The following is a 25606-nucleotide window of genomic DNA, read 5'->3' as shown; positions in this document are numbered from 1 at the left end:
GCTCAGGGATAGAGATCGACGATCTCCGCGCCCTCGCCTTCCGCCGCCAGCAGCAGCATGCGGTGACAATGTTCGGGATTGCGCTCGAAGCAGAGCAGCGCGCTCGGCCTTTCCACGGCCAACGCCCGCATCATCGCCGCCTCTGCCTGCGCCTCGGGCAGATGGAGCTGCCCGGCATAGACCTGGCGCAGCGTCTTCACATCGCCCTTCTTGGCGGCATCGCGGCCGAGCTTGGGCGTGCCCAGATTCTTGAGCAGCACATAATCGATCCCCGCGGCCTTCAGGCTCGCGGCGAGGATGTTCTTGGAAAAACCCGGCCGCCGCGAGAGCGGCACCGCGCGCACGTCGATCACCCGCTCCACCCCGGCCTTGCGTAGCGCGGCGATGAACGCGTCCATCGTCGTCGCCTCATAGCCGATGGTGAAGATCCTCATGCGGCCGCCTTCTCTCCCCGGAGCGCATGGACCGCGCCCCAGGCGATCAACGCCTGGCCGACGAAATAGGTCGGCCAGACCAGCAGCTGCGGGATCGGCGAGCCCGCCAGCGGGCCCATGCGCAGGAAGATCAGCCAGTCGGAGACGAAGAACAGCAGCGCCCCCGCCGCGACCAGCGTGCCCAGCCGGCTGAGCATCGCCGAAGCGGTCATCAGCGCAAGGCCGAACACATAGACCGCGAGCAGTTCGGGATTGGGCAGCGTTCCGAACACGTACCAGGCGAACACCGCCACCGCGGCGGCGACCGGCGGGGCGATCCAATTGGCCGCGGGAATGCGGGGGTGGCGCAGGTACAGATAGCTCGCCAGCAAATGGCCGGCCATGAAGGCGACCGCGCCGGTGGTGAGCCCGTGCAGTTCGAGCAGCACATCGCCCAGCGCGCCGAGCGCCAGCACCGCACCGATCATCCGCCCGTCCTGGTTCACTGCCTTGCCGCGCGCCCAGAACGCGAGCAGGCCGACACCGGCCCCCTTCCAGACGATGGCGGCGATCCCGCCGGCCTCCAGCCAGTAATTGGCATAATAGCTTGCGCCGGCGACAAGGGCGGCGGCGAAGAGCGGTTCGATGCGGGAACGGTCCATGCCCCCTTGATGCCGCGTGACTGGCGCTCTGCCAAGCATGGCTCTATCGGAAGCCGATGCACGACATCCACATCATCGGCGGCGGCCTGGCCGGCTCGGAAGCCGCCTGGCAGCTCGCGAACAAGGGTTTCCGGGTCCGCCTCTCCGAAATGCGCGGCAGCGGCACCATGACCCCGGCGCATCAGACCGACGGGCTCGCGGAGCTGGTCTGCTCGAACAGCTTCCGTTCGGACGATGCGCAGAACAACGCCGTCGGCCTGCTCCACCAGGAGATGCGCGACCTGGGCTCGCTGATCATGGCCGAGGGCGACCGGCACAAGGTGCCCGCCGGCTCGGCCCTGGCGGTGGATCGCGACGGCTTCTCCGCGGGGGTGACCGCGGCGCTGGCGGCCCATCCGAACATCGAGATCGTCCGCGAGCGTGTGGACGCGCTGCCCGAGGCCGGGCCGACGATCGTCGCCACCGGCCCCCTCACCGCACCGGGTCTGGCCGAGAGCATCGGCACCGCGACCGGCAAGGACCAGCTCGCATTCTTCGACGCGATCGCGCCGATCGTGCATCGCGAGAGCATCGACATGGAAACCGCCTGGTTCCAGTCGCGCTGGAACAAGGTGGGACCCGGCGGCACGGGCAAGGACTATATCAACTGCCCGATGACCAAGGAGCAGTATCTCGCCTTCCACGCGGCCTTGCTCGCGGGCGAGAAGACCGAGTTCCGCGAATGGGAGAATGTCCCCTATTTCGAAGGCTGCATGCCGGTCGAGGTGATGGCCGAGCGGGGAGTCGATACCCTGCGCTTCGGGCCGATGAAGGGCGTAGGGCTCGACGATCCCAGAACCGGGCGCTGGCCCTATGCGGTGGTCCAGCTGCGGCAGGACAACGCCTCCGGCACGCTATGGAACATGGTCGGCTTCCAGACCAAGCTTAAATATGCCGAGCAAGTTGCTCTTTTCAGGACTATTCCTGGGCTTGAGAAGGCCGAGTTCGCGCGCCTTGGCGGGCTGCATCGCAATACTTTCATCAAGTCGCCCGAGCTGCTCGATGGCGAACTGCGCCTGAAGAGCGCCCCGCATATCCGCTTCGCCGGACAGATCACCGGCTGCGAAGGCTATGTCGAGAGCTCGGCGATCGGGCTGCTGGCGGGGCGCTTCGCGGCCGCGGAGCTGGCGGGCGAGGCGCTGGCGCCGCCACCGCGCGAAATGGCGCTGGGCGCCCTGCTCTCGCATATCACCGGAGAGGCGGAAGCCGAAACCTACCAGCCGATGAATGTCAATTTCGGGCTGTTCCCGCCGATCCCGGGCAAGACCAAGAAGGCGGACCGCAAGCAGATGTATACCGGCCGCGCCCGCGAGGCGATGCAGGGCTGGATGGCTCAATCCTCGTTGTCGCCCGCTTCCTGACGCGGCGTTCCCGGCGCCTGCGTCCTCGCCGGGGCGCAGGCGCAGCGCGGCTTGGCATTGCGCTTCACCGCGGTAGTGGCGAACTCGGCGCGGGTGAGCGTGCCGGACTTGTCCTTGTCGGCGCCCTGGAAGCGCTCCACCGCCTTCACCGACCATTCCTCGAAGCTCAGCTTGCCGTCGCGATCGGTATCGAGCTTGGCGAAGAGCTTGCGGCGCAGGGCGAAATATTCGTCCTTGGCGATCGTGCCGTTCTTGTCCTTGTCGATACGGTCGAAGCGCTTCTGCTCGCGCGTCCTGGCCGTGGCGCTGGGCGGCTCGGCCGGGAGATCCTGCTCCGTTCCGGATGCAACTGCCTCTTTGGGTGCCGGAGGAAGCCTGGTTTCGGTGCTCGCACTGCCCCGGAACAGGAACAAACCGGCAACGACCAGCAACAACGCACCGCCCGCACCCACCAAATAGCGCCACATCACCTCTCTCCCCCTAGAGGATTCGAGGCTAGCCCGATGCCGCGGTCAGCGTCCAGTGAGGCGGTGCCAGAGCAGCCGGCCCACCCGGGCCGGCGCGCCCGCCGGCTTCGGCGTATCGGCTAGATCCAGCCGGGCCCTGTGCGCGAGCGCACCGAGCGCGCGCGCCGGGCGGCTCCAATGTGCCCGGCCGGCGGCGTCCAGCAGCGGGCGGGCGATGTCGCGCGCGGTGGCGCGCTCCTCCCCGGCCTGCAGGTTGTGCGCGAGGTCGGCCAGTGCCCAGCCCTGCCCCGCCGCCGACAGGGGATCGCCCCTGCTGCCGAGCACCATGCCCGCGGCGACGAACAACTGCCCTCGCCCCTCGCCGAAGCGACGCATGGCGTCGGCATCGAGAGTCTCCTCCTCGATCAGCACTTCCCAGCCATGGACGATCGGCACCAGCGACGCACCGGTGATGCCGTGACGCAGCACCTCGGCCTGGAGCGCCTTGAGCACCGGCTCGGCAGGCGCCGGCGCGTAGTCGAGCTTCTCCAGCGCCTCGCGCCACCAGGCGAGCCGCATCTGGCCGAGCGCGGGCTCGCGCGTGGTGCGCAACAGCCGGGCGAGCGCGTCGTCGAGCGCGAGCAGCGCCAGCAACCCTGCCCGGCGCGCGACCGGGGCATAGGTGAGGATCAGATCGCGTTCCGGATCCTCCACGATCCCCGTCATGCCGGCCCTCCGCTGCATAAGGGTAGCGTTAACCATCCGGATTTATACGTAATTAGCGACAATTGATCCAAGGTGCCTCGTTGATCGGGGACGGGGGGCCCTTCCATGCACGAAGGACGGCTGAATTTGGCGACCGCGCGCGCCTTCATGGGCAGGCTTGCGCGCGACGTGCGCGCCAACACGCTTGCCATCATGACCATGGCACTGATCCCGCTGGCGGGCATGGTGGGCGGCGGCGTGGACATCAGCCGCATGTACATCGTCAAGACGCGCCTGCAACATGCTTGCGACGCGGGTGCGCTCGCCGGACGCAAGGCGATGGGCGGCGGCGTGTGGAACTTCAACAATTATTACGCCCGCACCCAGGCCGAGAAGTTCTTCGATGCGAACTACAATGCGTCCGCCTATGGCGTGACCGCGCGTTCGCGTGCCTTCTCCGAGAATGCCGGCAAGGTGAGCGGCACGGCATCGGCCGACCTGCCGATGACGCTGATGCGCATCTTCGGCAAGACCAGCGAGACGCTGTCGGTAACCTGCGACGCCGAAATGCGCCTGCCCAATACCGACGTGATGTTCGTGCTCGACGTCACCGGATCGATGGGCAGCAAGGCAGTCAGCACCGACTCCGACACCAAGATCAATTCGCTCAAGACCGCGGTGAAGTGCTTCTACGAGATCGTGGCGCGGCTCGACACCGATGCAAACTGCACCACCGGCTCGCCCAGCGGCGGCACCGGCAGCCAGGTCCAGCTCCGCTTCGGCTTCGTGCCCTATTCGACCAATGTGAACGTGGGCAAGCTGCTGCCGACCAGCTTCTTCGCGAACAGCTGGGACTATCAGTCGCGCGTCAAGGTCGGGATGGACTGGAGCGCCTGGCGGGACAATCGCTACCACAGCAAGAGCGGCGGCGCCTGTGTGGCGCAGGCGAACACCTCGACCGCGCAATACCAGTCGAGCGCGACAGGGCGGAGCGGCAGCAATGCCTGCCTCGAACAGGTGCGCAACTATGTGCCCCAATGGAAATACGCGCAGATCAACACCTCGATCAGCGGCCTCAAGAACGGCACGCAGTGGAACAACAGCTTCGTCCTGCCGCTCAACAATGACGGCTCGAACCGATCGATCGGCTGGGACGGCTGCATCGAGGAGCGACGGCCAACCGTCAGCCAGTCGAGCTATTATCCGATCCCCAACACCGCCTATGACCTGAACATCGACCTGATGCCGAGCCAGGGCGACAGCAAGACGCTGTGGGGGCCGGCGCTTCCCGATCTCATCTATGCCCGGAGCATGACCAGCAGCTGGTCGCAGCTCAACACCGCCGAGACGACCACCACCGACAATTACTACAACTCGATCCCCTATTACTGCCCCGCCGAGGCGAAGAAGCTGCAGCAATGGCCGAGCGCCGATAGTTTCGACAATTATGTCGACAGCCTCTATCCCACCGGCAATACCTATCACGACATCGGCATCCTGTGGGGCGCGCGCTTCATGTCGCCGACGGGCATCTTCGGAACGGAGAACGCCTATACTCCGCAGGGCGGCGAGATCGAACGGCACATGATCTTCATGACCGATGGCGACGCCGTGTCGGCACCCTGCGACTATACGGCCTATGGCGTCGGCTATTTCGACAGGCGGACCACTTCCGACGTCGGCAGCGCGTCCAGCTGCGGCAGCGAACGCCAGTCGTTCGACGATCAGGTGAATGCCCGCTTCACCGCGCTGTGCACCGCGGTCAAGAACAAGAACATCACGCTATGGGTGATCTCGTTCGGCAGCGGCTCCAACGCGACGACCGAGAGCCGCCTGCAGACCTGCGCGAGCGACGGGCGCTATTTCACCGCCCGCAACTCGGCGGCCCTGCAGCAGACGTTCAAATCGATCGCCGACCAGATCTCGCAGCTCAGGCTTACCAAATGATGCGCTTCCGTTCCTTCCTCCTGCGGGCCCGGCCCCTGGCGCGCGACGCGCGCGGCGTGACCGTAGTCGAATTCGCGATCGTGGCGCCGGTGATGGGCCTGTTCCTGCTCGGCGGGTTCGACATCGCGCACACGCTCTACATGCGCGCGGTGCTGCAGGGCATCGTGCAGAAGACCGCGCGCGATTCCACGCTGGAGGACTCCGGGGACCCCGAGGTCCAGTCCCGGCTCGACGGCGCCGTGGTCGCCCAGGCCAAGGCGCTGGCGAACAACGCCGTAGTGGCGATCACGCGCCGCAACTACCGGACCTTCTCCGATGCCTCGGCGGCGCGGGCGGAAGCATGGACCGACACCGACCGCAACGGCACCTGCAACAATGGCGAACCCTATGAGGACGCCAACCAGAACGGCACCTGGGACAAGGACGGCGGCAATGCCGGCCAGGGCGGCGCCAAGGACGCCGTGCTCTACACGGTGAAGGTTTCCTATCCGCGCTTCTTCCCGATCTACAACTTCATCGGCGGATCGAGGACCACGACAGTGACGGCATCGACGGTTCTCAAGAACCAGCCCTTTGGCGACCAGGGCAGCTATGGCACGCCGACGGTCCGGTATTGCTCATGATCCGCGCCCTTCCCCACCTCGCGCGCCTGCGCCGCCTGGGCGACGACACCAGCGGGCTGGCGCTGCTCGAGTTCGCCTTCATCCTGCCGATCGTGCTGACCCTGAGCCTCGCCGGCGCGGAGATGACCAACTACATCATCACCAAGATGCGCATCAGCCAGATCGCCCTCCATCTGGCCGACAACGCCTCGCGCATCGGCACCGGCAGCCAGCTTCAGGCCAAGACGATCAGCGAGATCGACATCAACGACCTGCTGACCGGTGCGCAGCTGCAATCGGGGGAACTCGACCTGTTCACCAACGGCCGGGTGATCATCTCGGACCTCGAGCCGATGGCCAATCCCAATACCAGCGGGAAGTACAAGATCGTCTGGCAGCGCTGCAAAGGCGCGGTCACCGGCTTCTCGCCGCAATATGGCAATCTGAAGGATCCGACCACCACGACGTCCAACATGGATGGCATGGGCCCCCAGAACCGGCAGGTGATGGCACCCGATGGCGGCGCGACGATGTATGTCGAGGTCTATTACAACTACAAGCCGCTGATCAGGACTTCGCTCACCCCCGCCGGCACCATCTCCGAGATCGCATCGATGATGGTTCGCGACCGGCGCGACCTCAGCCAGATCTACAATGTCGAGAACGCTCCCAAGGCAGCGTGCTGATCGCATGAAAAAGGCCGGGGTCTCCCCCGGCCTCTTCCGTATCCGATCCGATCCCGCGGGGCGCGGCCCCGGTATCAACCCCTGTAGGTCACCTTCTTCACTGCCGCGACCACCTTGTCCGCAGTGATCAGCGCCAGCTTCTCGAGGTTCGCGGCATAGGGCAGCGGCACGTCCTCGTTGGTCACGCGCAGCACCGGCGCGTCCAGATCGTCGAAGCCCTGCTCCATCGCCACGGCGACGATCTCGGACGAGATCGAGCAGACCGGCCAGCCTTCCTCGACCACCACCATGCGGTTGGTCTTCTTCAGGCTCTCGAGCACCGTCGCGGTGTCGAGCGGGCGCAGCGTGCGCAGGTCGATGACTTCCGCGTCCACGCCCTCTGCCGCCAGCTTCTCGGCGGCTTCCAGCGCGACGCCGACGCCGATCGAATAGCTCACGATCGTCACGTCCTTGCCGGCGCGGACGATGCGCGCCTTGCCGATCGGCAGCACGTAATCGTCGAGCTTCGGCACTTCGAAGGTGCGGCCGTACATCAGCTCGTTCTCGAGGAACACGACCGGGTCTTCCGAGCGGATCGCCGCCTTGAGCAGCCCCTTCGCATCCTGTGCGTCATAGGGCGCGATCACGATCAGGCCGGGAACGCTGGCATACCAGGGGCCATAATTCTGCGAGTGCTGCGCGGCGACGCGCGAAGCGGCGCCGTTGGGGCCGCGGAACACGATCGGACAGCGCATCTGGCCGCCGGACATGTAGTTGGTCTTGGCCGCGGAGTTCACGATGTGGTCGATCGCCTGCATCGCGAAGTTGAAGGTCATGAACTCGACGATCGGCTTGAGGCCGCCCATCGCCGCGCCCGAGCCGAGGCCGGCAAAGCCATATTCGGTGATCGGCGTGTCGATCACGCGCTTGGCGCCGAACTCCTCGAGCAGGCCCTGGGTCACCTTGTAGGCGCCCTGATATTCGGCGACTTCCTCGCCCATCACGAAGACGCGCGGATCCTTGCGCATTTCCTCGGCCATCGCATCGCGCAGCGCCTCGCGGACGGTCGTCTTGACCATCTCGGTGCCTTCCGGGATCGCGGGATCCTTGACGGTGGCCGCCTTTTCGCTGGCGAGCTGCTTGGTGCCGCTATCGGCCTTTTTGGGGCCGCCATCCTCGCCGGCGGCAGGCTCCGCAGGAGCGGGCGCCGGGGCCGGTGCGGCGGCGGGCGCCGGTGCGGAGGCATCCTCGCCCTCGCCCGCGATCGTAGCGATCACGGTGCCGACCTTCACATTGTCGGTGCCCTCGGCGACCAGGATCTTGGCGATCGTGCCCTCGTCGACGGCCTCGAACTCCATCGTCGCCTTATCGGTCTCGATCTCGGCGAGGATGTCGCCCGACTTGACCGTGTCGCCTTCCTTGACGAGCCACTTGGCGAGCGTGCCCTCCTCCATGGTGGGCGACAGCGCCGGCATCTTCAGTTCGATCGCCATCTCAGTAGGACTCCACCAGCACGTCGGTATACAGTTCGGAAGGATCGGGCTCGGGCGTCTGCTCGGAGAAGTCCGCCGCCTCGTTCACGATCTTGCGAATCTCCGCCTCGATCGCCTTCAGCTCCGCCTCGGTGACCTTCATGTCCTCCAGCTCGTGCTTCACCTGCTCGATCGGGTCCGACTTGTCGCGGACCGACTGGACCTCCTCGCGGCTGCGATACTTGGCCGGATCGGACATCGAGTGGCCACGATAGCGATAGGTCTTCATCTCGAGGATGATCGGGCCCTTGCCCGCGCGGACCCAGGCCAGCGCCTCCTCGGCGGCACCGCGGCAGGCGAGCACGTCCATGCCGTCCACCTGGATGCCGGGGATGCGGAAGCTCTCGCCGCGCTTGTAGAGCTGGTCTTCCGCCGACGAGCGGTTCACGCTCGTGCCCATGGCGTACTGGTTGTTCTCGATCACGTAGATGATCGGAAGCTTCCACAGCTCGGCCATGTTGAACGATTCATAGACCTGGCCCTGGTTCGCGGCGCCGTCGCCGAAATAGGCCATGGCGACGCCACCATCCTCGTTATACTTGTGCGCGAACGCCAGGCCGGTGCCGAGCGCAACCTGCGCGCCGACGATGCCGTGCCCGCCGTAGAATTTCTTCTCGGTCGAGAACATGTGCATCGAGCCGCCCTTGCCCTTCGAGATGCCGGCGGCGCGACCCGTGAGCTCGGCCATGATCACCTTGGGATCGATGCCATAGGCGAGCATGTGGCCGTGATCGCGATAGCCCGTGATCACCGAATCCTTGTCGCCGTCGAGCGCCGACTGCAGGCCGACCGCAACCGCTTCCTGGCCGATATAGAGGTGGCAGAAACCACCGATGAAGCCGAGGCCGTAGAGCTGGCCCGCCTTCTCCTCGAAGCGGCGGATCAGGAGCATCTGCTTGTAGAACTCGAGCAGTTCCTCCTTCGAAGCCTGGTAGCGCTGCGGCTCTTCGGGCCGCTCGCGATTGGTCTTTGCGGGTTCAGTCGATTTGCGAGCCGGTGCTTTGGCCACGATCAGGAAATCCTCGTCCGGGGAGGGGGAAGGCGGGTGCCTATAAGCGCGTTTTCGCCCGCCGCGCAACTAACGCGGGAATGCGCGTGCCGTTCAGTTGACGCCACGGCAATTGCAGTCTGCGCAACCAGGGGTGCAGATTGCGTACGCTGCAATGCAGCGTCCAGAGATCAGCGCCCGGCGGGTGCCGGCGCATGCTTCTGGAGGGGGATCACGACCTCGTCCGGGCGGACGACGTTCAGCTGCTTGCGCGCCAGTTCATCGGCCAGGTCGGGGTCGACCCCACGCTTCTTGTCGAGCAGGTCGACGCGATTCTTGAGCGCGGCCCGCTGCTTGTCGAGCCCGGCATATTCCGCCTTCTTCTGCTCATACTCCACCTTGGTCTGCTTGGTCTGCATGATGCCGGTCGGCCCGAGCACGGCGTTGTAGCCGAAGAAGCCGATGGCGATCAGCGTCAGCGCGGGCAACCCGGCCCGGCGAAGCAAGGTCTGGAACGGAGAAGCGTTACGCGAGCGCATCTGGTGTTTTTCGCTTAACCACGCGCCGCACGCAAGGCCCGTATTGGTGCGGAGGCGCGAGTCGTCCCCTGCCCCCCTGCGGGCAGCTTGCGCCGGGCGAGAGCGTCAGAATGCCAGGCGAACGCGCGCGACCACGCGATCTCCGTCATGGCCCAGGTCTGCGAACGGCGAGGCGCTCGTCCGCCGGGCGAAGTCGGTGCCGACATAATCGAGGCCGATCGTGAAGGGGAATTGGCTGTACTCCAGCCCCAGCCGCCAGTCGGTATAGTCGCCCAGGGGCCTGAGCCGGGCGGCGCGCACCGGATCGTCCGTGCTTCCCGTGCTGCGCCCCAGCGTCGCGGATACGGACAGCGGCGTGGCCGGGATGCCCGCATCGGCCGACGCGAACAGATAGAGATTGTCCCCGCCGATGGCGCGCTGGCCCGGCGCATAGACCGCACCGGCGCCGAGCCGGAGCGGCCCCAGCGTATAGCTGCCCCGGGCACCCAGCTCGACATAGTCCATGCGCTCGCGCGCGCCGGCGAACAGATGCGCAGTCACATGCCCGCGCAGCCGGAACGGCCCGGCATCGGTCGCCGCCCCCAGTTCCAGGTCCGCCACGGCATCGGCATCGGCGTGCCTCGGCGCATTGCGCGTGCTGACGATCCGGACGGACGCGTCCGCCGCTCCGATCGCGACCAGCGCATCGGCAGAGGCCACTGCTCGCCCGCCGCTCCAGCTCAGGCCACGGCGGCTCTCGTCGGTTGCCAGCTCCACGCCACCGGAGATGTCCTGCGCATGCGCCGCCGCGCCCGAGAAGATTGCGAACGCCGCTGCCGGCAATGCGATTGCCCGTCTCACCCTCATGTCCCGCGGTTCACTCCCTTCGGTTCGATCTCGGCCTTCAGCATCGCCGTGTCCTCGTCCGCGATGGTCAACAGGCGCATGCGGATATCGTCGGCGCGTCGGGCGATTTCCTCCGTTACCGCATTCTCGCTCGCACCGCACCAGCCGGGGCGGCTGCCTTCCAGGATCGCCCTATGCTCGATGCTGCGATTCGAACGCAGTTTCTCGCCGGATCGTGCCTCGCGCTCGACGCGCAGATGCGCGCGCCAGGTACAGCGGAGCGTGGACGGCATGCCGGCCTTGGTGGCTGCGCCGACCTGCCGCCGAACGAGGACGACGCGCGCGCGATAATGCGTGTCGATCCGCTCGCCGGCATGGTCGAAGCTGGTGCGATGCTCCAGGGTGGAATGGACGGATCCCGGGGCTGCAAGCGCCAGCCCGATCGCGAGAACAATGCTCATGGCTCATCTCCGTGCGGCGCACCGGCTCCTGTCGGCCGGTGTCCCCCCGCGGATGGACAAGCAGGCGCCGGGCCGCAACCGCTGGGACCGGGCAGAAACACTTCCTCACGATAATCGCGCGGATTCGCTCGCGCTGCGGCAATCGGCGCCAGCCGGCCTGCCGTGGCGATGGATGCCAAGGCGCACGAGATAGCCGCCCCCATTCTTCACCGCCCTCCCCCAACCGTCATCTTCGCCAAGGCGAGGACGACGATCGGGAGGCGAGCGCACCGCTTCCGCGAACGGGAGGGAGGGCAGCCTTACTTCTTCAGCACCGAACGCCCGGCATAGACCGCAGCGTCGCCCAGCTCTTCCTCGATGCGGATCAGCTGGTTGTACTTCGCAAGCCGGTCCGAACGGGCCAGCGAGCCGGTCTTGATCTGGCCGCAGTTGGTGGCGACCGCGAGGTCGGCGATCGTCGCGTCCTCGGTCTCGCCCGAGCGGTGCGACATCACCGCGGTATAGGAGGAGCGCTGGGCCAGGCTGACGGCTTCCAGCGTCTCGGTCAGCGTGCCGATCTGGTTGACCTTCACCAGCAGCGAATTGGCATAGCCGCCCTCGATGCCGCGCAGCAGGCGCTTCGGGTTGGTGACGAACAGGTCGTCGCCGACCAGCTGGACCTTGCCGCCGAGCAGGTCGGTCAGCGCCTTCCAGCCTTCCCAATCGTCCTCGGCCATGCCGTCCTCGATCGAGAAGATCGGATATTTCGCCGCCAGGTCGGCCAGGAACGCCGCGTTCTCGGCCGACGACAGGGTCTTGCCCTCGCCCACCATCCGGTAGGCGCCGTCCTTGTAATATTCGGTGGCGGCGCAATCGAGCGCGAGCATCACGTCGTCGCCGGGCGTGTAGCCGGCGGCCTCGATCGACGACATGATGAAGTCCAGCGCCTCGGTGGTGCTGGCGATGTTCGGGGCGAAGCCGCCCTCGTCGCCCACGCCGGTGGCCAGGCCCTTCTCGTGCAGCTTCTTCTTCAGCGTGTGGAAGATCTCCGAGCCGCAGCGCACCGCCTCGACGATGTTCTCGGCGCCGACGGGAACGATCATGAATTCCTGGAAGTCGATCGGATTGTCGGCATGCTCGCCGCCATTGATGATGTTCATCATCGGCACCGGCAGGACATGGGCGTTGACACCACCGACATAGCGATAGAGCGGCAGCCCCCGCGCGTCGGCGGCGGCCTTGGCGGCGGCCAGGCTGACGCCGAGGATGGCGTTGGCGCCCAGGCGGCCCTTGTTCTCGGTGCCGTCGAGCTCGATCATCGCGGCGTCGAGATCGGCCTGGTCCTCGGCCTCCATGCCGACGACTTCCTCGAAGATCTCGCTGTTCACTGCTTCGACCGCGGCGTCGACGCCCTTGCCGAGCCAGCGCGACTTGTCGCCGTCGCGCTTCTCCACCGCCTCGTGCGCGCCGGTCGAGGCACCCGAGGGCACTGCGGCGCGGCCGAAGCTGCCATCCTCGAGCATCACGTCGACCTCCACGGTGGGGTTGCCCCGGCTGTCGAGAATCTGGCGGGCATGGATGTCGATGATTGCGGTCACGGAACGGTCTCCCTAGGTATGGCAGTGAGGGCGCGACGCGGCCTCTAACGGCAACGGATGGAACTCGCAAACGTGGCCGTGGTTGTTTCGCAATGGGCATGGAGGTTTTTTGGCATGGCTGACGAAACGACGGGTGATACGCTGAATGCTCCGGCTGCGGCCGAGGGTGGCTCCGCGACCAACAAGCTGCGCGAGGAAGCGAGCAAGCTCGGCAGCCAGGCCGCCGAGCGCGCCCGCGCGCTGGCCGGCGAGGGCAAGGAAAAGGCGACGGGTGCGCTCGACGAAGTCGCGAGCATGATGAAGTCGGCGGCCAACGACGTCGATGCCCGGCTCGGCGAGAATTACGGCAAATATGCCCGCTCCGCCGCGGACGGCATTTCGAACTTCGCGGAAAGCCTGCGCGGCAAGGAAGTGGACGATCTGGTCGCCGACGTCACGGCCTTCGTGCGCAAGAGCCCGGCGGTGGCGGTGGGTGTCGCGGCGGGCCTGGGCTTCGTGCTCGCGCGCCTGATCAAGTCGGGCGTGGACGCCGCGTCCGACGCCGGCGACAGCGACAAGTCGTAAGCGGCGAAGCGGGGGGTGGACGCGCCACAGCCTGACGAGAAGGGCATCGGCGAGCTGCTCCAGCAGCTCGCCGAGGACGGCAGGGCCTATGCCGATGCCGAGCTTGGCTATTATCGCACGTTGCTGCGCGCGAAGCTGCGTGACGCGCGCGAGATGCTGTGGATGGGCGCGGTTGCGCTCGCCCTCGCCCAGGCCGCGGCAGTGGCGCTGGTGGTCGGGCTGGTCCTCACCCTCGCCCCGCTGGTCGGCCCGGGACTGGCGACGCTGATCGTCGTCCTGGCGTTCCTTGCGATCGCCGGGCTGATGGGCTGGCTCGCCTGGACCCATGTGAAGCGCATCTTCAAGGAAAGGCCGTGAGCGAGAATCCGCACGACGTCGACGCCGCAAGGGCGCGGATCGCGGCGGCCCGGGCCCGGCTGTTCGGCACGCTCGGCCAGGTGCAGGAACGGCTGCGCCCCGCCAATCTGGCGCAGGACGCAGTGGAGACCGCCGCGCAAGGCGTCGCCACCGTCGCGCGCAAGGGTGCGGAGGCGGTGCGCAGCCGCCCCCTCGCCGCCGCCGGCATCGCCGCTACCATCGGCCTCGTCATGGCGCGCGGCTGGATCGGCGACATCCTCTCCAGGCGGCATGAAACTCGCGACCCGGCCACGGGTTTGAAGCACAAAGGCAAGAAAGGATCCTCCTGATGAGCACCAATCCCGCGAACGAGCAGGGCGAAAGCCTGGCCGAGAACCCCTATGTGCTGGTCGCCGGCGGCGTCGCGCTGGGCGTGCTGATCGGCATGCTGGTTCCGCGCAGCCGGAAGGAGCGCGAACTGCTCGAAGGCACCGGCCGCCAGATCGCCGGCAAGGTCACCGGCACCGTCCAGGCAGTGAAGGAGGCCGGCAAGGCGGAGTTCGACGCGCTGCTGCCCAGCCGCGACGACGCCAAGGAACGCGTCACCTCCCTGTTCGGCAATCTCGTCGATGCCGCGAAGGGTGCAGCGCAAAAGGCTTGAGGCCGGCGCCCCCCCTTCCTAGAGGCCTCTATAAACCAGAAAATGCTTTCGGAGGCCCAATGAGCAAGCTGCATCTCGTCTTCGGCGGTCGCGTGACCGATCCGCAGACGCTTGATTTCGTCGATCCGTCCAAGCTGGATGTCGTCGGCATCTATCCCGACTATGCCAGCGCCGAGAATGCCTGGCGCAGCGCCGCCCAGCGCACGGTGGACGATGCCGAGATGCGCTATGTGGTGGTGCACCTGCACCGCCTGCTCGAGCCCGATCTCAAGGGCTGAGCCGCGGGCACGGTGGAATTCAGGCCTTGCGCCAGTTCCACTGGAAAAGCGGCCGGGCCAATATCAGTCCGGCCGCGAAGCCGCCGATATGCGCGGCGGCGGCAATTCCCACATTCGCGGCCTGGAATGCCAGCCCGGTCATCAGGTTGATCGCCACCCAGGCGGCGGCGAGCCATGCGACGTGCACCGCGCGTGCCGGAATGGGCCCGATCGGCTTGGCGCGCGAGCGGCCATAGAGCAGCGAATAGGCACCGACGATCGCGGAAGCCGCGCCGCTCGCGCCGATCATCGGGCGTACCGACTGCGGATCGGCCAGCCACTGCGCGCCCGCCGCAGCATAGGCGCCCACCAGATAGAGGATCAGCACGCCCCAGGGCCCGATCGCCTTCTCCGTCTCCCGGCCCGTATAGGCGAGCATCAGGATATTCATGCCGAGATGGAACAGGCCGGCATGGAGCAGCGTCGCGCTGAGCGGAGTCAGCAACGCCGGGACCATGGTGAGCCCTTGCGTATCGACCGTACCGGTCAGGCGCGCGGGAATGAAGCCGCCGAGCACGGCAGCTTCGATCTCGCGATGCGTGAACAGCACGAACAGACTGACCAGGACCGTGACCAGCACGATCCAGGACGTGGCCGTAATCCGGCGCAAATCCATCGTCAGATGAATTCGATCTGCGACACCAGATAATAGCGGTCGCCGGCAGGAACCGAGACCTCGACCTCCTCGTCCACCTTGCGCCCGATCAGCGCGCGGCCGATCGGCGAGTTGTACGAGATGCGGCCCTTGCTGACATCGGCCTCGGTCTCGCCGACGATCTGGTACTTGATCGGCTTGTCGTCCTCGTCGAGCAGCGTCACCGTCGCGCCGAACACGACCTTGTCGCCCGAAAGCTCGCGCGGATCGATGATCTGGGCACGGCTGAGCTTGCCCTCGATATCCGCGATCGTGGCTTCGTTCTGGCCCTGCTGCTCCTTGGCGGCGTGATATTCGGCATTTTCCGACAGGTCGCCGTGCGCGCGCGCCTCCTCGATCGCATCCACGATCAGCGGGCGTTCGATTTTCAGGCGCTTCAGCTCCGCGGTAAGCTTGTCATAGCCTTCCTGAAGCATCGGCATCTTGTCGACCGTCGCCATCCACCAAGTCCTTCAAAACGCCCCGTCCCACAAGCGCCCCCGGGGGAACGCCCGCACATGGATACTGATGGGGGAAGATCAATTGTGCGAACGCGAATAATAAGCCTGCCAATGCCGCACTGCAAGGCTAGGAAAGTTATCTTCGAGCCGAAGCTGGAATAATCGGTCCGGCTCCCCGTCGAAACGCGGGGAGCCGGAGGGATCGGATCAACCGCGCGAGGCGTAGAAATCCTGGAGCGGCCGCACGTCGAGGCTGTGCCTGGACAGCGCCTCGATCGCCCGTGCCGCCGCTACGCTCGCCTGCGCCGTGGTGAAGTACGGGATCTTGAGATTGAGCGCCGAACGCCGGATGTCCGACGAATCCTTCAGCGACTGCCAGCCTTCCGTCGTATTGAAGATCAGTGCGATATCGCCGTCCAGGATGCGGTCGACGATGTGCGGACGGCCCTGCGCCACCTTGTTGACGCGCTCGACCCTGATGCCCTCGTTCGTCAGATAGTCGGCGGTGCCGCCGGTGGCGACAATGGTGAAGCCCAGTTCGGCGAGCAGGCGCACCCCCGGCAGCACCACCGGCTTGTCGGTATCCTTGACGCTGACGAACAGCCGGCCCGTGCCGGGCAGCACCGTTCCCGCGCCCAGCTGCGCCTTGGCGAAGCTGGTCGCGAAGTCGAGATCGATGCCCATCACTTCGCCGGTCGACTTCATCTCGGGCGAAAGCACCGGATCGACGCCCGGGAACTTGTTGAACGGGAACACCGCTTCCTTGACCGCGATATAATCGATGTCGCGGTCGATCTTCGGCAGGTCGGCCAGCTTCTCGCCCGCCATCACGCGGCTGGCGATCTTCGCGACCGGAATGCCGATCGCCTTGGCGACGAACGGCACCGTGCGGCTGGCGCGCGGGTTCACCTCGATCAGGTAGACCTCGCCGTCCTTCACCGCGAACTGGATGTTCATCAGGCCCTTGACCTTGAGCGCCCGGGCGAGCGCCTCGGTCTGGCGCTCGATCTCGGCGACGATCTCCGCCGGCAGGCTGTAGGGCGGGATCGAACAGGCGCTGTCGCCCGAATGGACGCCGGCCTCTTCGATGTGCTGGAGCACACCCGCGACGACCACATCGGTGCCGTCCGCGATCGCGTCCACGTCCACTTCCACGGCATCGCGAAGATACTGGTCGATCAGCACCGGCGAGTCGCCCGAGACCTGCACCGCGGTCTGGATGTAATCGTCGAGCTGCTGGGTCGAGTCGACGATCTCCATCGCGCGGCCGCCGAGCACATAGCTCGGGCGCATCAGCACCGGATAGCCGATCCGCTCGGCGATCTTCACTGCCTCGTCGCGCGTACGCGCCAGGCCGTTGGCCGGCTGCTTGAGGCCGAGCTTCTCGACCAGGTCGGCGAAGCGCTCGCGGTCCTCGGCCAGGTCGATGGCATCGGGGCTGGTGCCGAGGATCGGGATGCCGGCATCCTCCAGCGCCTTGGCGAGGTTGAGCGGGGTCTGGCCGCCGAACTGGACGATCACGCCGACCAGCTCGCCCTTCGACTGCTCGACGTGCAGGATCTCCAGCACGTCCTCGGCAGTCAGCGGCTCGAAATAGAGGCGGTCCGACGTGTCATAGTCGGTGCTCACCGTTTCGGGATTGCAGTTGACCATGATCGTCTCATAGCCCGCGTCCGCCAGCGCGAAGCAGGCGTGGCAGCAGCAATAGTCGAACTCGATGCCCTGGCCGATGCGGTTGGGACCGCCGCCCAGGATCACGACCTTCTTGCGGTCGCTCGGCGCTGCCTCGTTCTCGGGCTCGCCGAAGCTCGGCGCCTCGTAGGTCGAGTACATGTACGGCGTCTTCGCCTCGAACTCGGCCGCGCAGGTGTCGATGCGCTTGAACACCGGGCGGACGCCCAGCTTGTGGCGATGCGCGCGCACGTCGTTCTCGGTAACGCCGCCGGTCATCGCCTTGACGACTTCGCCGATCAGCCCGGACGACTTGGCCATGGCATCGGCGCCTTCGCGCAGGTTCGCCGATTTGAGCGCGAGGAAGGCGAGGCGCTTGTCGCTGAAGCCCATCGCCTTGAGGCGGCGCATGCCGGCGGCATCCTGGGGAAGCCCCTTGTCCATCACCTCGGCCTCGGCCGCGATGATCTCCGCCAGGCGCTCCATGAACCAGGGGTCGTACTGGGCGACCGCGCAGACTTCGGCGACGGTGAAGCCCTCCCGCAGCGCCTGGGCGGCGATCAGCAGCCGGTCGGGCGAGCGCACGGCCAGCGCCGCCTCGATCTCGTCGCGGCGGGCACCGGCGAGCTTCTCGACATTGTTGAAGCCGCTCAGGCCGGTCTCCAGGCCGCGCAGCGCCTTCTGCATCGATTCGTGGATGTTGCGGCCGATCGCCATCACTTCGCCGACCGACTTCATCGCGGTGCCGAGCGTGGCTTCGGCGCCCTTGAACTTCTCGAAGGCGAAGCGCGGGATCTTGGTGACGACATAGTCGATCGTCGGCTCGAACGAGGCCGGAGTGGCGCCGGTGATGTCGTTGTCGATCTCGTCGAGCGTGTAGCCCACCGCCAGCTTGGCAGCGACCTTGGCGATCGGGAAGCCGGTCGCCTTCGATGCCAGCGCCGACGAGCGCGACACGCGCGGGTTCATCTCGATGACGATCAGGCGGCCATCCTTCGGATTCACTGCGAACTGCACGTTCGAACCGCCGGTTTCCACGCCGATTTCCCGGAGCACCGCGATCGATGCATTGCGCATGATCTGGTATTCCTTGTCGGTCAGCGTCAGCGCCGGGGCGACGGTGATCGAATCGCCGGTGTGGGTGCCCATCGCATCGACATTTTCGATGCTGCACACGATGATGGCGTTGTCCTTGCGATCGCGGACAACCTCCATCTCATATTCCTTCCAGCCGAGGAGCGACTCCTCGATCAGCACCTCGGTCGTCGGCGACAGGTCGAGGCCGGTCCGCACGATGGCGATGAATTCCTCGCGGTTATAGGCGATGCCGCCGCCCGAGCCGCCCATGGTGAAGCTGGGGCGGATGATCGCCGGCAGGCCGACATGCTCGAGCGCGGCCAGCGCCTCGGCCTCGCTATGCGCGATCGCCGAGCGGGCGCTTTCGAGCCCGATCTTGGTCATCGCGTCCTTGAACTTCAGCCGGTCCTCGGCCTTGTCGATCGCCTCGGCATCGGCGCCGATCATGATGCAGCCGAACTTCTCCAGCGTGCCGTCGTTCGCAAGCGCCAGCGCGGTATTGAGCGCGGTCTGGCCGCCCATCGTCGGCAGCACCGCGTCGGGGCGCTCCTTCTCGATGATCCGGGCCACGATCGCGGGCGTGATCGGCTCGACATAGGTGGCGTCGGCCAGTTCGGGATCGGTCATGATCGTCGCCGGGTTCGAATTGACCAGGACGATGCGATAGCCCTCTTCCTTGAGCGCCTTGATCGCCTGCGTGCCCGAATAGTCGAACTCGCAGGCCTGGCCGATCACGATCGGACCGGCGCCAATGACGAGGATGGAGGAGATGTCGGTGCGTTTGGGCATCAATACTATCCTTGCGCAGCAGCAAGCATGATCTGGGCGATTGCCAAAACCAAGCCCGCTACGCCTGCGATGTTTCCTAGAAGTGGTGACCTTAGGAGGCGCATTACCTCGGGCCACTGGGGATCAGGCGCTTCGACTAGGGTCTCTGCCGCCGAAATAAGTGCCAATGCGTTCGCCTTGCGAGTGTTAGATAGCTTAGAGCCATCGATTTCTGCACGGATCTCGCCAAGAAGGCGGTGAACCCCTTCCCTTTGGGCAACCGTCAGGTTGTATCTTCCTGTCCATCTCGAAGAATCAACCACGACCGGAATAGAATTCGACTCAACAGCGTCAATCCCGCGGGCCGAGATTTGAAGGAGTCTCTGCCCAGAAGCCCGGTAATTTTGACGCGTGATGATCAGACCTGCGGTTTCAAGGTCATCAGCCAGCCCACGCAGATATTCCAAACTATCGTGAGAGAGCTGGGTGCCGTCACTTAATGTTGTAAGAGTGCAGAACCGATGCGGGGAATTGAAAACCCTTTCGTAGAGAAACTTCAGCAGCGCCCGCTGGTCCTCAATTGCACTCACCGCCGCATCATCCCCACGAACCGCTCGAACAGATACAGGCTGTCCTGCGGCCCCGGGCTGGCCTCGGGGTGATACTGCACGCTGAACGCCGGGCGGTCGGTCAGCGCGATGCCCGCATTCGAGCCGTCGAACAGCGACACATGCGTCTCGCGGGCATTCTCGGGGAGCGTCTCGCGTTCCACCGCGAAGCCGTGGTTCATGCTGGTGATCTCCACCGCGCCGTCTTCCAGCCGCTTGACCGGATGGTTGGCGCCGCGATGCCCCTGGAACATCTTGGTCGTCTCGGCGCCCACCGCCAGCCCCAGCAGCTGGTGGCCCAGGCAAATGCCGAACAACGGCTTGCCGGTCTCGAGCAGCTGGCGGATCACCGGCACCGCATATTCGCCGGTCGCGGCGGGGTCGCCCGGGCCGTTCGACAGGAAGAAGCCGTCCGGGTTGAACGCCATGATCTGTTCGTAGGTCGCCTGCGCCGGCAGCACGGTGACCTTGGCGCCGGCCTGGACCAGGTTGCGGAAGATGTTGCGCTTCGAACCATAGTCGAGCGCGACGACATGCGGCCGCGTGTCCTCCTGGCCGCCCTCGCCATAGCCGAAGCCCAGCCGCCAGACGCCGCCTTCCCAGCCGAAATGCGTCTCGGCGGTGACCGTGATGGCAAGGTCCATGCCCTCCAGGCCCGGCCAGGCGCGTGCTATCTCGAGCAGCAGCGGAATGTCGAACTTGCCCTCGGCCGAATGCGCGATCACGCCGTTGGGCGCGCCGGCCAGGCGGATGCGGCGGGTGAGCGCGCGGGTGTCGATGCCCGACAGGCCGATCCGCGCATGCTTCTTCATCCAGGCATCGAGATGCTCGGTCGCGCGGAAATTGCTCGGCTCGGTCACGTCCTCGCGCACGATCATGCCCAGCGCATGGGGATCGTCCGCCTCGACATCGTCGGGGTTCGCGCCGACATTGCCGATATGCGGGAAGGTGAAGTTGATGATCTGGCCCGCGAACGACGGGTCGGTCATGATCTCCTGATAGCCGGTCATCGCGGTGTGGAAGCACACTTCGCCGACCGCCTGCCCCTCGGCGCCGAAGCCCCGCCCCCAGATCACGTCCCCCGACGCCAAAACCAGAACGCCGGTAGCTCCGGCAGGCATGGGCGTAGGCGTGGCGTCGGCCATTTAGGGGTGGCTCTCCATTTGAGGTGCAGCAATGTCGCTAAGTGCCGCCCGCTAGACCCCTACCCCCCTCGCGTCAACCGGTTCGCGGGTCTATTGCGGGCAATTCCCGATTCACGAGAGACGAAATGATCCGAGACGATATCAAGGCAGCCCAGATCACCGCCATGAAGGCCGGCGACAAGGGGACCCGCCAGGCGACCAACCTGATCCTGAGCGCGATCAAGAACCGCGACATCGAAGAGCGCACCAGATCCGTCCAGATGGACGACGACGCGATGGTGATCGAAGTGCTCCAGAAGATGGTGAAGCAGCGCCGCGAATCGATCGAGATGTTCGAAGGGGGCGGCCGCCAGGACCTGGTCGACACGGAGAAGGCCGAAATCGCGGTGATCGAGCGCTTCCTGCCGGCGCAGATGAGCGACGGGGAGACGACGGCGGCGATCGAGGCGATCAAGGCCGAACTGGGCGCTTCGGGCATGAAGGACATGGGCCGCGTGATGGCGGAGCTGAAGGCGCGCCATGCGACGACGCTGGACATGAGCAAGGCGAGCGGCCTGGTGAAGGCGGCGCTCTCCTGAGGTGAGCCTTACCCCCGCCTTTCTGGACGAGCTCCGCGCCCGCACCCTGCTCTCCGGCCTCATCGCCAAGACGGTGAAGCTCCAGAAGGCGGGACGGGAGTTTCGTGCCTGCTGCCCGTTCCATAACGAGAAGACGCCGTCCTTCTACGTCAACGACGACAAGGGCTTCTACCATTGCTTCGGCTGCGGCGCGCACGGCGATGCGATCCGCTGGATGACCGATCAGCGCGGCCTGCCCTTCATCGATGCGGTGAAGGAGCTGGTCCAGGCGGCCGGCATGGAAATGCCCGAGCAGGATCGCCGCAGCGCCGAGAAGGCCGAGCGCGCCAAGGGGCTGCACGAGGCAATGGAGGACGCCGCCAGGTTCTTCGTCGAGCGCCTCCACGGCATCGAAGGCGCCGAGGCGCGCGCGGTGCTCAGGAAGCGTGGGATCAACGACGAAACCGCCAGGGCCTTCGGCATCGGCTTCGCGCCCGATTCGCGCGGCAAGCTGAAGGACGCGCTCAAGGGCTATGGCGATCCCATGCTGGTCGAGGCCGGCCTGCTGATCTCGGTGGAGAAGAAGGACCCGTACGATCGGTTCCGCGGCCGACTGATGATCCCGATCCGCGACGTGCGAGGCCGGGCCATCGCCTTTGGCGGGCGCATCATCGGCGAGGGCGAGCCGAAATATCTCAATTCCCCCGAGACGCCGCTCTTCGACAAGGGGCGCACGCTCTACAATCTGGATCGCGCCCAGGCCGCGGCACGCAAGTCCGGGCGGATCATTGCGGTCGAGGGCTATATGGACGTGATCGCCCTCGCCCAGGCCGGTTTCGGCGAGGCGGTGGCGCCGCTCGGCACCGCGATGACCGAGCATCAGCTCGAACGGCTGTGGCGGATAGCCGATGTCCCCCTCCTCTGCTTCGACGGCGATTCGGCCGGGCAGAAGGCGGCCCTCCGCGCTGCGCATCGCGCCATGCCGATGCTCGAGCCGGGGCGCAGCCTCGCCTTCGTCACGCTGCCCGATGGGCTCGATCCCGACGATCTCGTCCGTGCCCAGGGACCCGCCGCCTTCGAGGCGCTGCTCGGCAAGGCGCGGCCGCTGGTCGATCTGCTCTGGGACAGCGAGGTTGCCGCCGAACCGCTCGACACGCCCGAGCAGCGCGCGGGCCTGAAGCGCCGTCTTGGCGAACTTGCCGGGGGGATCAGCGATCCGAATGTGAAGCACGAGTATCTCGCCGAGTTTCGCGAGCGCACCGATGCGCATTTCGGGCGCGGGCAACGCGGGTTCGAGGCGCGAGCCCCCCGTGGCCCCGGTGCGCCGGCGGCGCGCGGGAGGCGGGACAAGCGCGGCAACTGGATCCCGCCCGAGCCGCCGCTCACCCAGCGGACCCGCTCGGTGCAGGCCGGCGGGCTCGACCCCATCCTCGCCAAGGCGGTGCTCGCCGGGCTGATCCGCCACCCCGCCGAAATCGCGCGCCACATGGAGGTGCTCGGCTCCCTGCGCGGCGCATCGGGCGCGCTCGGCAAGCTGTTCGAGGCGGTGGTCGACGTCGCGCTCGAAGACCGGCAGCTTGATCGTGCCAAGGTACTCACCATATTGGCGCGGTCCGGTTTCGATCAGATGGCGAGCGAGCTGCTCCGGGCCGATACCCTGCCTTTCTCCTTCACCCGGCCCGAAGCCGAGGAAAGGAAAGCGCGCGAAGACCTGAACGAGGCGATCGCGGTGATGGTGGCGCGCCCCGCGGTGGACGCGGCGCTGGCAGAGGCAACGGCCGCGATGCTCGAGCGTTTCGACGATGCGGCGTTCGCCCGGCAAACGGCTCTGCTCCGGCAGCGCCAGGAGCTGGAAACGCGCCTCGCGAATCTGATGCTTGCGGACGACGAGAATTTCGAGGATTAGGGCGGCGTATAATTGCCGCCATCCAAGTTTCGAGGATTTGAATGGCCAAGGCGAACATGGCGGACGTCACCGACACCGGCGAGGCGGGTGACGCGCCGCTGATCGATCTCAACGAAGGCTCGATCAAGAAGCTAGTCGCGCGGGCGAAGAAGCGCGGCTACATCACCGTCGACCAGCTCAACGAGATGCTGCCGCAGGACCAGATGTCCTCGGAGCAGATCGAGGACGTGATGGCGGCGCTCAACGACATGGGCGTCAACGTGGTCGAGAACGAGGAAGCCGGCGAGGACGCCGAGCCCGAGGACGACAGCGCCGACGACGCCGATTCGAACGACGGCAACGACGATTCGGCGCCGGCCTTCGAGACCAAGAAGAAGGAAACCGTCGATCGCACCGACGATCCGGTGCGCATGTACCTGCGCGAGATGGGCGCCGTGGAGCTCCTGTCCCGCGAGGGCGAGATCGCGATCGCGAAGCGCATCGAGGCCGGTCGGGACACGATGATCCTGGGCCTGTGCGAGTCGCCGATCACCTTCAACGCGATCATCGGCTGGTCCAACGCGCTCAACGAAGGCACGATGCAGCTGCGCGAGATCCTCGATCTCGACGCGATGCTCTCCAAGGGGCCGTCGGCCGAGCAGGTCGAGGGCGCCGAGGACGACAATGGCGAGATCAGCGAAGCCGCCGCCGGCCCCTCCTACAAGGAAGAGGAAGAGGTCGAGGAAGTCGCCGAGGAGGAAGACGAGGATTCGATGACCGAGCGCCGCGCGCCGCGGCCTTCGGACGACGAGGAGGAGGACAATACCCTCAGCCTCGCCCAGATGGAGGAGACGCTCAAGCCGCAGGCGCTCGAGAAGTTCGCCAACATCACGTCGATCTACAAGAAATTCTCCAAGATGCAGCTCCAGCGCCTCGATGCGATGGCTGCCGGCGGCGAGCTCGTCGCCTCGGACGAGAAGAAGTACCAGAAGCTGCGCGAGGAGCTGACGGCCGAGGTCGAGTCGGTCCAGTTCCATCAGCAGAAGATCGAGTATCTGGTCGACCAGCTCTACAGCTTCAACCGGCGCCTCACCGCGCTGGGCGGTCAGATGCTGCGCCTTGCCGAGCGCCACAAGGTGAGCCGCAAGGATTTCCTCGACCGCTATGTCGACCATGAGCTCGACGAGCAGTGGCTGCAGTCGGTCCAGGGCCTCGACAAGAAATGGGCGGCCTTTGCCGCGAACGAGGGCGGCGCGGTCGACCGCATCCGCATCGAGATCGCCGAAATCGCCCAGTCGACCGGCATGGCGCTCGGCGAATTCCGCCGCATCGTCAACATGGTGCAGAAGGGCGAGCGCGAGGCGCGCATCGCCAAGAAGGAGATGGTCGAGGCCAATCTCCGCCTCGTGATCTCGATCGCCAAGAAGTATACGAACCGCGGCCTGCAGTTCCTGGACCTGATCCAGGAGGGCAATATCGGCCTGATGAAGGCGGTCGACAAGTTCGAGTATCGCCGCGGCTACAAGTTCAGCACTTATGCGACCTGGTGGATCCGCCAGGCGATCACCCGCTCGATCGCCGACCAGGCGCGCACGATCCGCATCCCGGTCCACATGATCGAGACGATCAACAAGCTGGTCCGCACCAGCCGCCAGTTCCTCCACGAGCAGGGCCGCGAGCCCACGCCCGAGGAAATGGCCGAGCGCCTGAGCATGCCGCTCGAGAAGGTGCGCAAGGTGATGAAGATCGCCAAGGAGCCGATCTCCCTCGAAACGCCGATCGGCGACGAGGAAGACAGCCATCTGGGCGATTTCATCGAGGACAAGAACGCCGTGATCCCGGTGGATGCCGCGATCCAGGCGAACCTGAAGGAAACGGTAACCCGCGTCCTCGCCTCGCTCACCCCGCGCGAGGAGCGCGTGTTGCGCATGCGCTTCGGCATCGGCATGAACACCGATCACACGCTCGAGGAAGTCGGCCAGCAGTTCTCGGTCACCCGCGAGCGAATCCGCCAGATCGAAGCCAAGGCGCTGCGCAAGCTCAAGCACCCGAGCCGTTCGCGGAAGATGCGTTCGTTCCTCGATCAGTGATCCATCGCTGAACGCCGTGCAGAAGTTCGGAATGGGGAAGGCATCGCCTTCCCCGTTTTCGTTTCGGGTA

27 protein-coding genes are annotated in these 25606 nt (G+C 66.1%); 12 read left to right on the top strand and 15 right to left on the bottom strand.

The features are described 5' to 3' along the window. Positions 1-2 precede the first annotated feature (2 nt). On the bottom strand, positions 3-434 hold the full coding sequence (locus BGP17_RS19625; protein WP_286713280.1) for a DUF488 domain-containing protein: 432 nt from the start codon (positions 432-434) through the stop codon (positions 3-5). Further along, positions 431-1075, bottom strand: coding sequence for a lysoplasmalogenase family protein (locus BGP17_RS19620; RefSeq protein WP_167298914.1), 645 nt, complete (start codon positions 1073-1075; stop codon positions 431-433). Before BGP17_RS19620 ends, BGP17_RS19625 begins: the two co-directional genes overlap by 4 nt. Before the next feature lie 56 nt (positions 1076-1131). Between BGP17_RS19620 and trmFO the strand changes: the two genes are divergently transcribed. Next, on the top strand, positions 1132-2475 hold the full coding sequence (gene trmFO, locus BGP17_RS19615; protein ID WP_286713279.1) for a methylenetetrahydrofolate--tRNA-(uracil(54)-C(5))-methyltransferase (FADH(2)-oxidizing) TrmFO: 1344 nt from the start codon (positions 1132-1134) through the stop codon (positions 2473-2475). On the opposite strand, the gene BGP17_RS19610 is transcribed toward trmFO, so the two are convergent. Both BGP17_RS19610 and BGP17_RS19605 read right to left on the bottom strand, forming a co-directional pair. Beyond that, positions 2448-2942 (bottom strand): EF-hand domain-containing protein, encoded by a 495-nt coding sequence (locus tag BGP17_RS19610; RefSeq protein WP_286713278.1) that lies wholly within the window; start codon positions 2940-2942, stop codon positions 2448-2450. The genes trmFO and BGP17_RS19610 overlap by 28 nt on opposite strands. 45 nt (positions 2943-2987) lie before the next feature. Next, positions 2988-3647 carry a squalene/phytoene synthase family protein gene (locus BGP17_RS19605; protein WP_286713277.1) on the bottom strand — a complete coding sequence of 220 codons (660 nt, stop codon included), beginning with the start codon at positions 3645-3647 and terminating at the stop codon, positions 2988-2990. A 126-nt stretch (positions 3648-3773) separates the two neighbouring features. Here BGP17_RS19605 and BGP17_RS19600 point away from each other — a divergent pair, with 126 nt between their 5' ends. Genes BGP17_RS19600 through BGP17_RS19590 form a run of 3 tightly spaced genes read left to right on the top strand, consistent with a single transcriptional unit; the run spans position 3774 to position 6861 of the window. Then, positions 3774-5573 (top strand): TadE/TadG family type IV pilus assembly protein, encoded by a 1800-nt coding sequence (locus BGP17_RS19600; protein ID WP_286713276.1) that lies wholly within the window; start codon positions 3774-3776, stop codon positions 5571-5573. Further along, a complete protein-coding gene (locus BGP17_RS19595) occupies positions 5570-6196 on the top strand; it encodes a TadE/TadG family type IV pilus assembly protein (protein ID WP_286713275.1) in 627 nt (208 codons plus the stop codon). The genes BGP17_RS19600 and BGP17_RS19595 overlap by 4 nt, the downstream gene beginning before the upstream one ends. After that, positions 6193-6861 (top strand): TadE/TadG family type IV pilus assembly protein, encoded by a 669-nt coding sequence (locus BGP17_RS19590; RefSeq protein ID WP_167298910.1) that lies wholly within the window; start codon positions 6193-6195, stop codon positions 6859-6861. Before BGP17_RS19595 ends, BGP17_RS19590 begins: the two co-directional genes overlap by 4 nt. A 74-nt stretch (positions 6862-6935) precedes the next feature. Here BGP17_RS19590 and BGP17_RS19585 read toward each other — a convergent pair whose 3' ends face one another. From BGP17_RS19585 to eno, 6 genes are all read right to left on the bottom strand, one after another. Next, positions 6936-8333, bottom strand: coding sequence for a pyruvate dehydrogenase complex E1 component subunit beta (locus BGP17_RS19585; RefSeq protein ID WP_286713274.1), 1398 nt, complete (start codon positions 8331-8333; stop codon positions 6936-6938). A 1-nt stretch (position 8334) separates the two neighbouring features. Further along, the gene (gene pdhA / locus BGP17_RS19580; RefSeq protein WP_167298908.1) at positions 8335-9381 is read right to left on the bottom strand and encodes a pyruvate dehydrogenase (acetyl-transferring) E1 component subunit alpha; all 1047 of its coding nucleotides are present in this window, start codon (positions 9379-9381) and stop codon (positions 8335-8337) included. A 170-nt stretch (positions 9382-9551) separates the two neighbouring features. Beyond that, positions 9552-9899 (bottom strand): FtsB family cell division protein, encoded by a 348-nt coding sequence (locus BGP17_RS19575; protein ID WP_167298907.1) that lies wholly within the window; start codon positions 9897-9899, stop codon positions 9552-9554. Positions 9900-10004: 105 nt separating this feature from the next. Beyond that, a complete protein-coding gene (locus BGP17_RS19570; RefSeq protein WP_286713273.1) occupies positions 10005-10745 on the bottom strand; it encodes a TorF family putative porin in 741 nt (246 codons plus the stop codon). Beyond that, complete coding sequence (locus BGP17_RS19565) at positions 10742-11185, bottom strand: hypothetical protein (protein ID WP_286713271.1); 444 nt, start codon at positions 11183-11185, stop codon at positions 10742-10744. Before BGP17_RS19565 ends, BGP17_RS19570 begins: the two co-directional genes overlap by 4 nt. A gap of 299 nt (positions 11186-11484) precedes the next feature. Beyond that, positions 11485-12762 carry a phosphopyruvate hydratase gene (eno, locus tag BGP17_RS19560; protein WP_167298904.1) on the bottom strand — a complete coding sequence of 426 codons (1278 nt, stop codon included), beginning with the start codon at positions 12760-12762 and terminating at the stop codon, positions 11485-11487. 114 nt (positions 12763-12876) lie between these two features. Between eno and BGP17_RS19555 the strand changes: the two genes are divergently transcribed. From BGP17_RS19555 to BGP17_RS19535, 5 genes are read left to right on the top strand one after another with little or no spacing between them, the layout of a single operon-like run. After that, a complete protein-coding gene (locus BGP17_RS19555; RefSeq protein ID WP_167298903.1) occupies positions 12877-13326 on the top strand; it encodes a hypothetical protein in 450 nt (149 codons plus the stop codon). A gap of 15 nt (positions 13327-13341) precedes the next feature. Beyond that, positions 13342-13683, top strand: a complete 342-nt coding sequence (locus BGP17_RS19550; RefSeq protein WP_286713269.1) for a phage holin family protein — start codon at positions 13342-13344, stop codon at positions 13681-13683. Then, positions 13680-14012, top strand: a complete 333-nt coding sequence (locus BGP17_RS19545) for a DUF3618 domain-containing protein (RefSeq protein WP_167298901.1) — start codon at positions 13680-13682, stop codon at positions 14010-14012. The genes BGP17_RS19550 and BGP17_RS19545 overlap by 4 nt, the downstream gene beginning before the upstream one ends. Beyond that, positions 14012-14323, top strand: a complete 312-nt coding sequence (locus tag BGP17_RS19540) for a hypothetical protein (RefSeq protein ID WP_167298900.1) — start codon at positions 14012-14014, stop codon at positions 14321-14323. Before BGP17_RS19545 ends, BGP17_RS19540 begins: the two co-directional genes overlap by 1 nt. 59 nt (positions 14324-14382) lie before the next feature. Continuing rightward, positions 14383-14601 (top strand): DUF4170 domain-containing protein, encoded by a 219-nt coding sequence (locus BGP17_RS19535; RefSeq protein WP_137861039.1) that lies wholly within the window; start codon positions 14383-14385, stop codon positions 14599-14601. A gap of 19 nt (positions 14602-14620) precedes the next feature. On the opposite strand, the gene BGP17_RS19530 is transcribed toward BGP17_RS19535, so the two are convergent. The 5 genes from BGP17_RS19530 to carA form a co-directional block, all read right to left on the bottom strand. Next, the gene (locus BGP17_RS19530; RefSeq protein WP_167298899.1) at positions 14621-15256 is read right to left on the bottom strand and encodes a rhomboid family intramembrane serine protease; all 636 of its coding nucleotides are present in this window, start codon (positions 15254-15256) and stop codon (positions 14621-14623) included. Positions 15257-15258: 2 nt separating this feature from the next. After that, entirely contained in the window at positions 15259-15735 is a 477-nt protein-coding gene (gene greA / locus BGP17_RS19525; RefSeq protein WP_086129679.1) for a transcription elongation factor GreA, read from the bottom strand. Positions 15736-15942: 207 nt separating this feature from the next. Beyond that, complete coding sequence (gene carB / locus BGP17_RS19520) at positions 15943-19272, bottom strand: carbamoyl-phosphate synthase large subunit (RefSeq protein ID WP_286713268.1); 3330 nt, start codon at positions 19270-19272, stop codon at positions 15943-15945. A gap of 5 nt (positions 19273-19277) precedes the next feature. Beyond that, positions 19278-19841 carry a hypothetical protein gene (locus BGP17_RS19515; RefSeq protein WP_286713266.1) on the bottom strand — a complete coding sequence of 188 codons (564 nt, stop codon included), beginning with the start codon at positions 19839-19841 and terminating at the stop codon, positions 19278-19280. Continuing rightward, positions 19838-21004 carry a glutamine-hydrolyzing carbamoyl-phosphate synthase small subunit gene (gene carA / locus BGP17_RS19510; RefSeq protein ID WP_286713265.1) on the bottom strand — a complete coding sequence of 389 codons (1167 nt, stop codon included), beginning with the start codon at positions 21002-21004 and terminating at the stop codon, positions 19838-19840. Before carA ends, BGP17_RS19515 begins: the two co-directional genes overlap by 4 nt. A gap of 125 nt (positions 21005-21129) precedes the next feature. On the opposite strand from carA, the gene BGP17_RS19505 reads away from it, so the two are divergent. Genes BGP17_RS19505 through rpoD form a run of 3 tightly spaced genes read left to right on the top strand, consistent with a single transcriptional unit; the run spans position 21130 to position 25536 of the window. Then, the gene (locus BGP17_RS19505; protein ID WP_286713264.1) at positions 21130-21582 is read left to right on the top strand and encodes a GatB/YqeY domain-containing protein; all 453 of its coding nucleotides are present in this window, start codon (positions 21130-21132) and stop codon (positions 21580-21582) included. A 1-nt stretch (position 21583) separates the two neighbouring features. Continuing rightward, positions 21584-23467, top strand: a complete 1884-nt coding sequence (dnaG, locus tag BGP17_RS19500) for a DNA primase (RefSeq protein WP_286713263.1) — start codon at positions 21584-21586, stop codon at positions 23465-23467. A 41-nt stretch (positions 23468-23508) separates the two neighbouring features. Beyond that, positions 23509-25536, top strand: coding sequence for an RNA polymerase sigma factor RpoD (gene rpoD, locus BGP17_RS19495; RefSeq protein WP_167298893.1), 2028 nt, complete (start codon positions 23509-23511; stop codon positions 25534-25536). Positions 25537-25606 lie beyond the last annotated feature (70 nt).

Origin of the sequence: Sphingomonas sp. 67-41 (assembly GCF_001899725.1) — a bacterium.
In the GTDB taxonomy this organism is placed as follows: domain Bacteria; phylum Pseudomonadota; class Alphaproteobacteria; order Sphingomonadales; family Sphingomonadaceae; genus Sphingomonas; species Sphingomonas leidyi.
This window is presented reverse-complemented; position numbering and strand designations above follow the sequence as displayed.

What these genes read in the sequence shown, in the direction of transcription:
- BGP17_RS19625 (WP_286713280.1), bottom strand. Translation starts at nt 434, where the DNA reads ATGAGGATCTTCACCATCGGCTATGAGGCGACGACGATGGACGCGTTC.
- BGP17_RS19620 (WP_167298914.1), bottom strand. Translation starts at nt 1,075, where the DNA reads ATGGACCGTTCCCGCATCGAACCGCTCTTCGCCGCCGCCCTTGTCGCC.
- trmFO (WP_286713279.1), top strand. Translation starts at nt 1,132, where the DNA reads ATGCACGACATCCACATCATCGGCGGCGGCCTGGCCGGCTCGGAAGCC.
- BGP17_RS19610 (WP_286713278.1), bottom strand. Translation starts at nt 2,942, where the DNA reads ATGTGGCGCTATTTGGTGGGTGCGGGCGGTGCGTTGTTGCTGGTCGTT.
- BGP17_RS19605 (WP_286713277.1), bottom strand. Translation starts at nt 3,647, where the DNA reads ATGACGGGGATCGTGGAGGATCCGGAACGCGATCTGATCCTCACCTAT.
- BGP17_RS19595 (WP_286713275.1), top strand. Translation starts at nt 5,570, where the DNA reads ATGATGCGCTTCCGTTCCTTCCTCCTGCGGGCCCGGCCCCTGGCGCGC.
- BGP17_RS19590 (WP_167298910.1), top strand. Translation starts at nt 6,193, where the DNA reads ATGATCCGCGCCCTTCCCCACCTCGCGCGCCTGCGCCGCCTGGGCGAC.
- BGP17_RS19585 (WP_286713274.1), bottom strand. Translation starts at nt 8,333, where the DNA reads ATGGCGATCGAACTGAAGATGCCGGCGCTGTCGCCCACCATGGAGGAG.
- BGP17_RS19575 (WP_167298907.1), bottom strand. Translation starts at nt 9,899, where the DNA reads ATGCGCTCGCGTAACGCTTCTCCGTTCCAGACCTTGCTTCGCCGGGCC.
- BGP17_RS19570 (WP_286713273.1), bottom strand. Translation starts at nt 10,745, where the DNA reads ATGAGGGTGAGACGGGCAATCGCATTGCCGGCAGCGGCGTTCGCAATC.
- BGP17_RS19565 (WP_286713271.1), bottom strand. Translation starts at nt 11,185, where the DNA reads ATGAGCATTGTTCTCGCGATCGGGCTGGCGCTTGCAGCCCCGGGATCC.
- BGP17_RS19555 (WP_167298903.1), top strand. Translation starts at nt 12,877, where the DNA reads ATGGCTGACGAAACGACGGGTGATACGCTGAATGCTCCGGCTGCGGCC.
- BGP17_RS19540 (WP_167298900.1), top strand. Translation starts at nt 14,012, where the DNA reads ATGAGCACCAATCCCGCGAACGAGCAGGGCGAAAGCCTGGCCGAGAAC.
- BGP17_RS19535 (WP_137861039.1), top strand. Translation starts at nt 14,383, where the DNA reads ATGAGCAAGCTGCATCTCGTCTTCGGCGGTCGCGTGACCGATCCGCAG.
- BGP17_RS19530 (WP_167298899.1), bottom strand. Translation starts at nt 15,256, where the DNA reads ATGGATTTGCGCCGGATTACGGCCACGTCCTGGATCGTGCTGGTCACG.
- greA (WP_086129679.1), bottom strand. Translation starts at nt 15,735, where the DNA reads ATGGCGACGGTCGACAAGATGCCGATGCTTCAGGAAGGCTATGACAAG.
- carB (WP_286713268.1), bottom strand. Translation starts at nt 19,272, where the DNA reads ATGCCCAAACGCACCGACATCTCCTCCATCCTCGTCATTGGCGCCGGT.
- carA (WP_286713265.1), bottom strand. Translation starts at nt 21,004, where the DNA reads ATGGCCGACGCCACGCCTACGCCCATGCCTGCCGGAGCTACCGGCGTT.
- BGP17_RS19505 (WP_286713264.1), top strand. Translation starts at nt 21,130, where the DNA reads ATGATCCGAGACGATATCAAGGCAGCCCAGATCACCGCCATGAAGGCC.
- rpoD (WP_167298893.1), top strand. Translation starts at nt 23,509, where the DNA reads ATGGCCAAGGCGAACATGGCGGACGTCACCGACACCGGCGAGGCGGGT.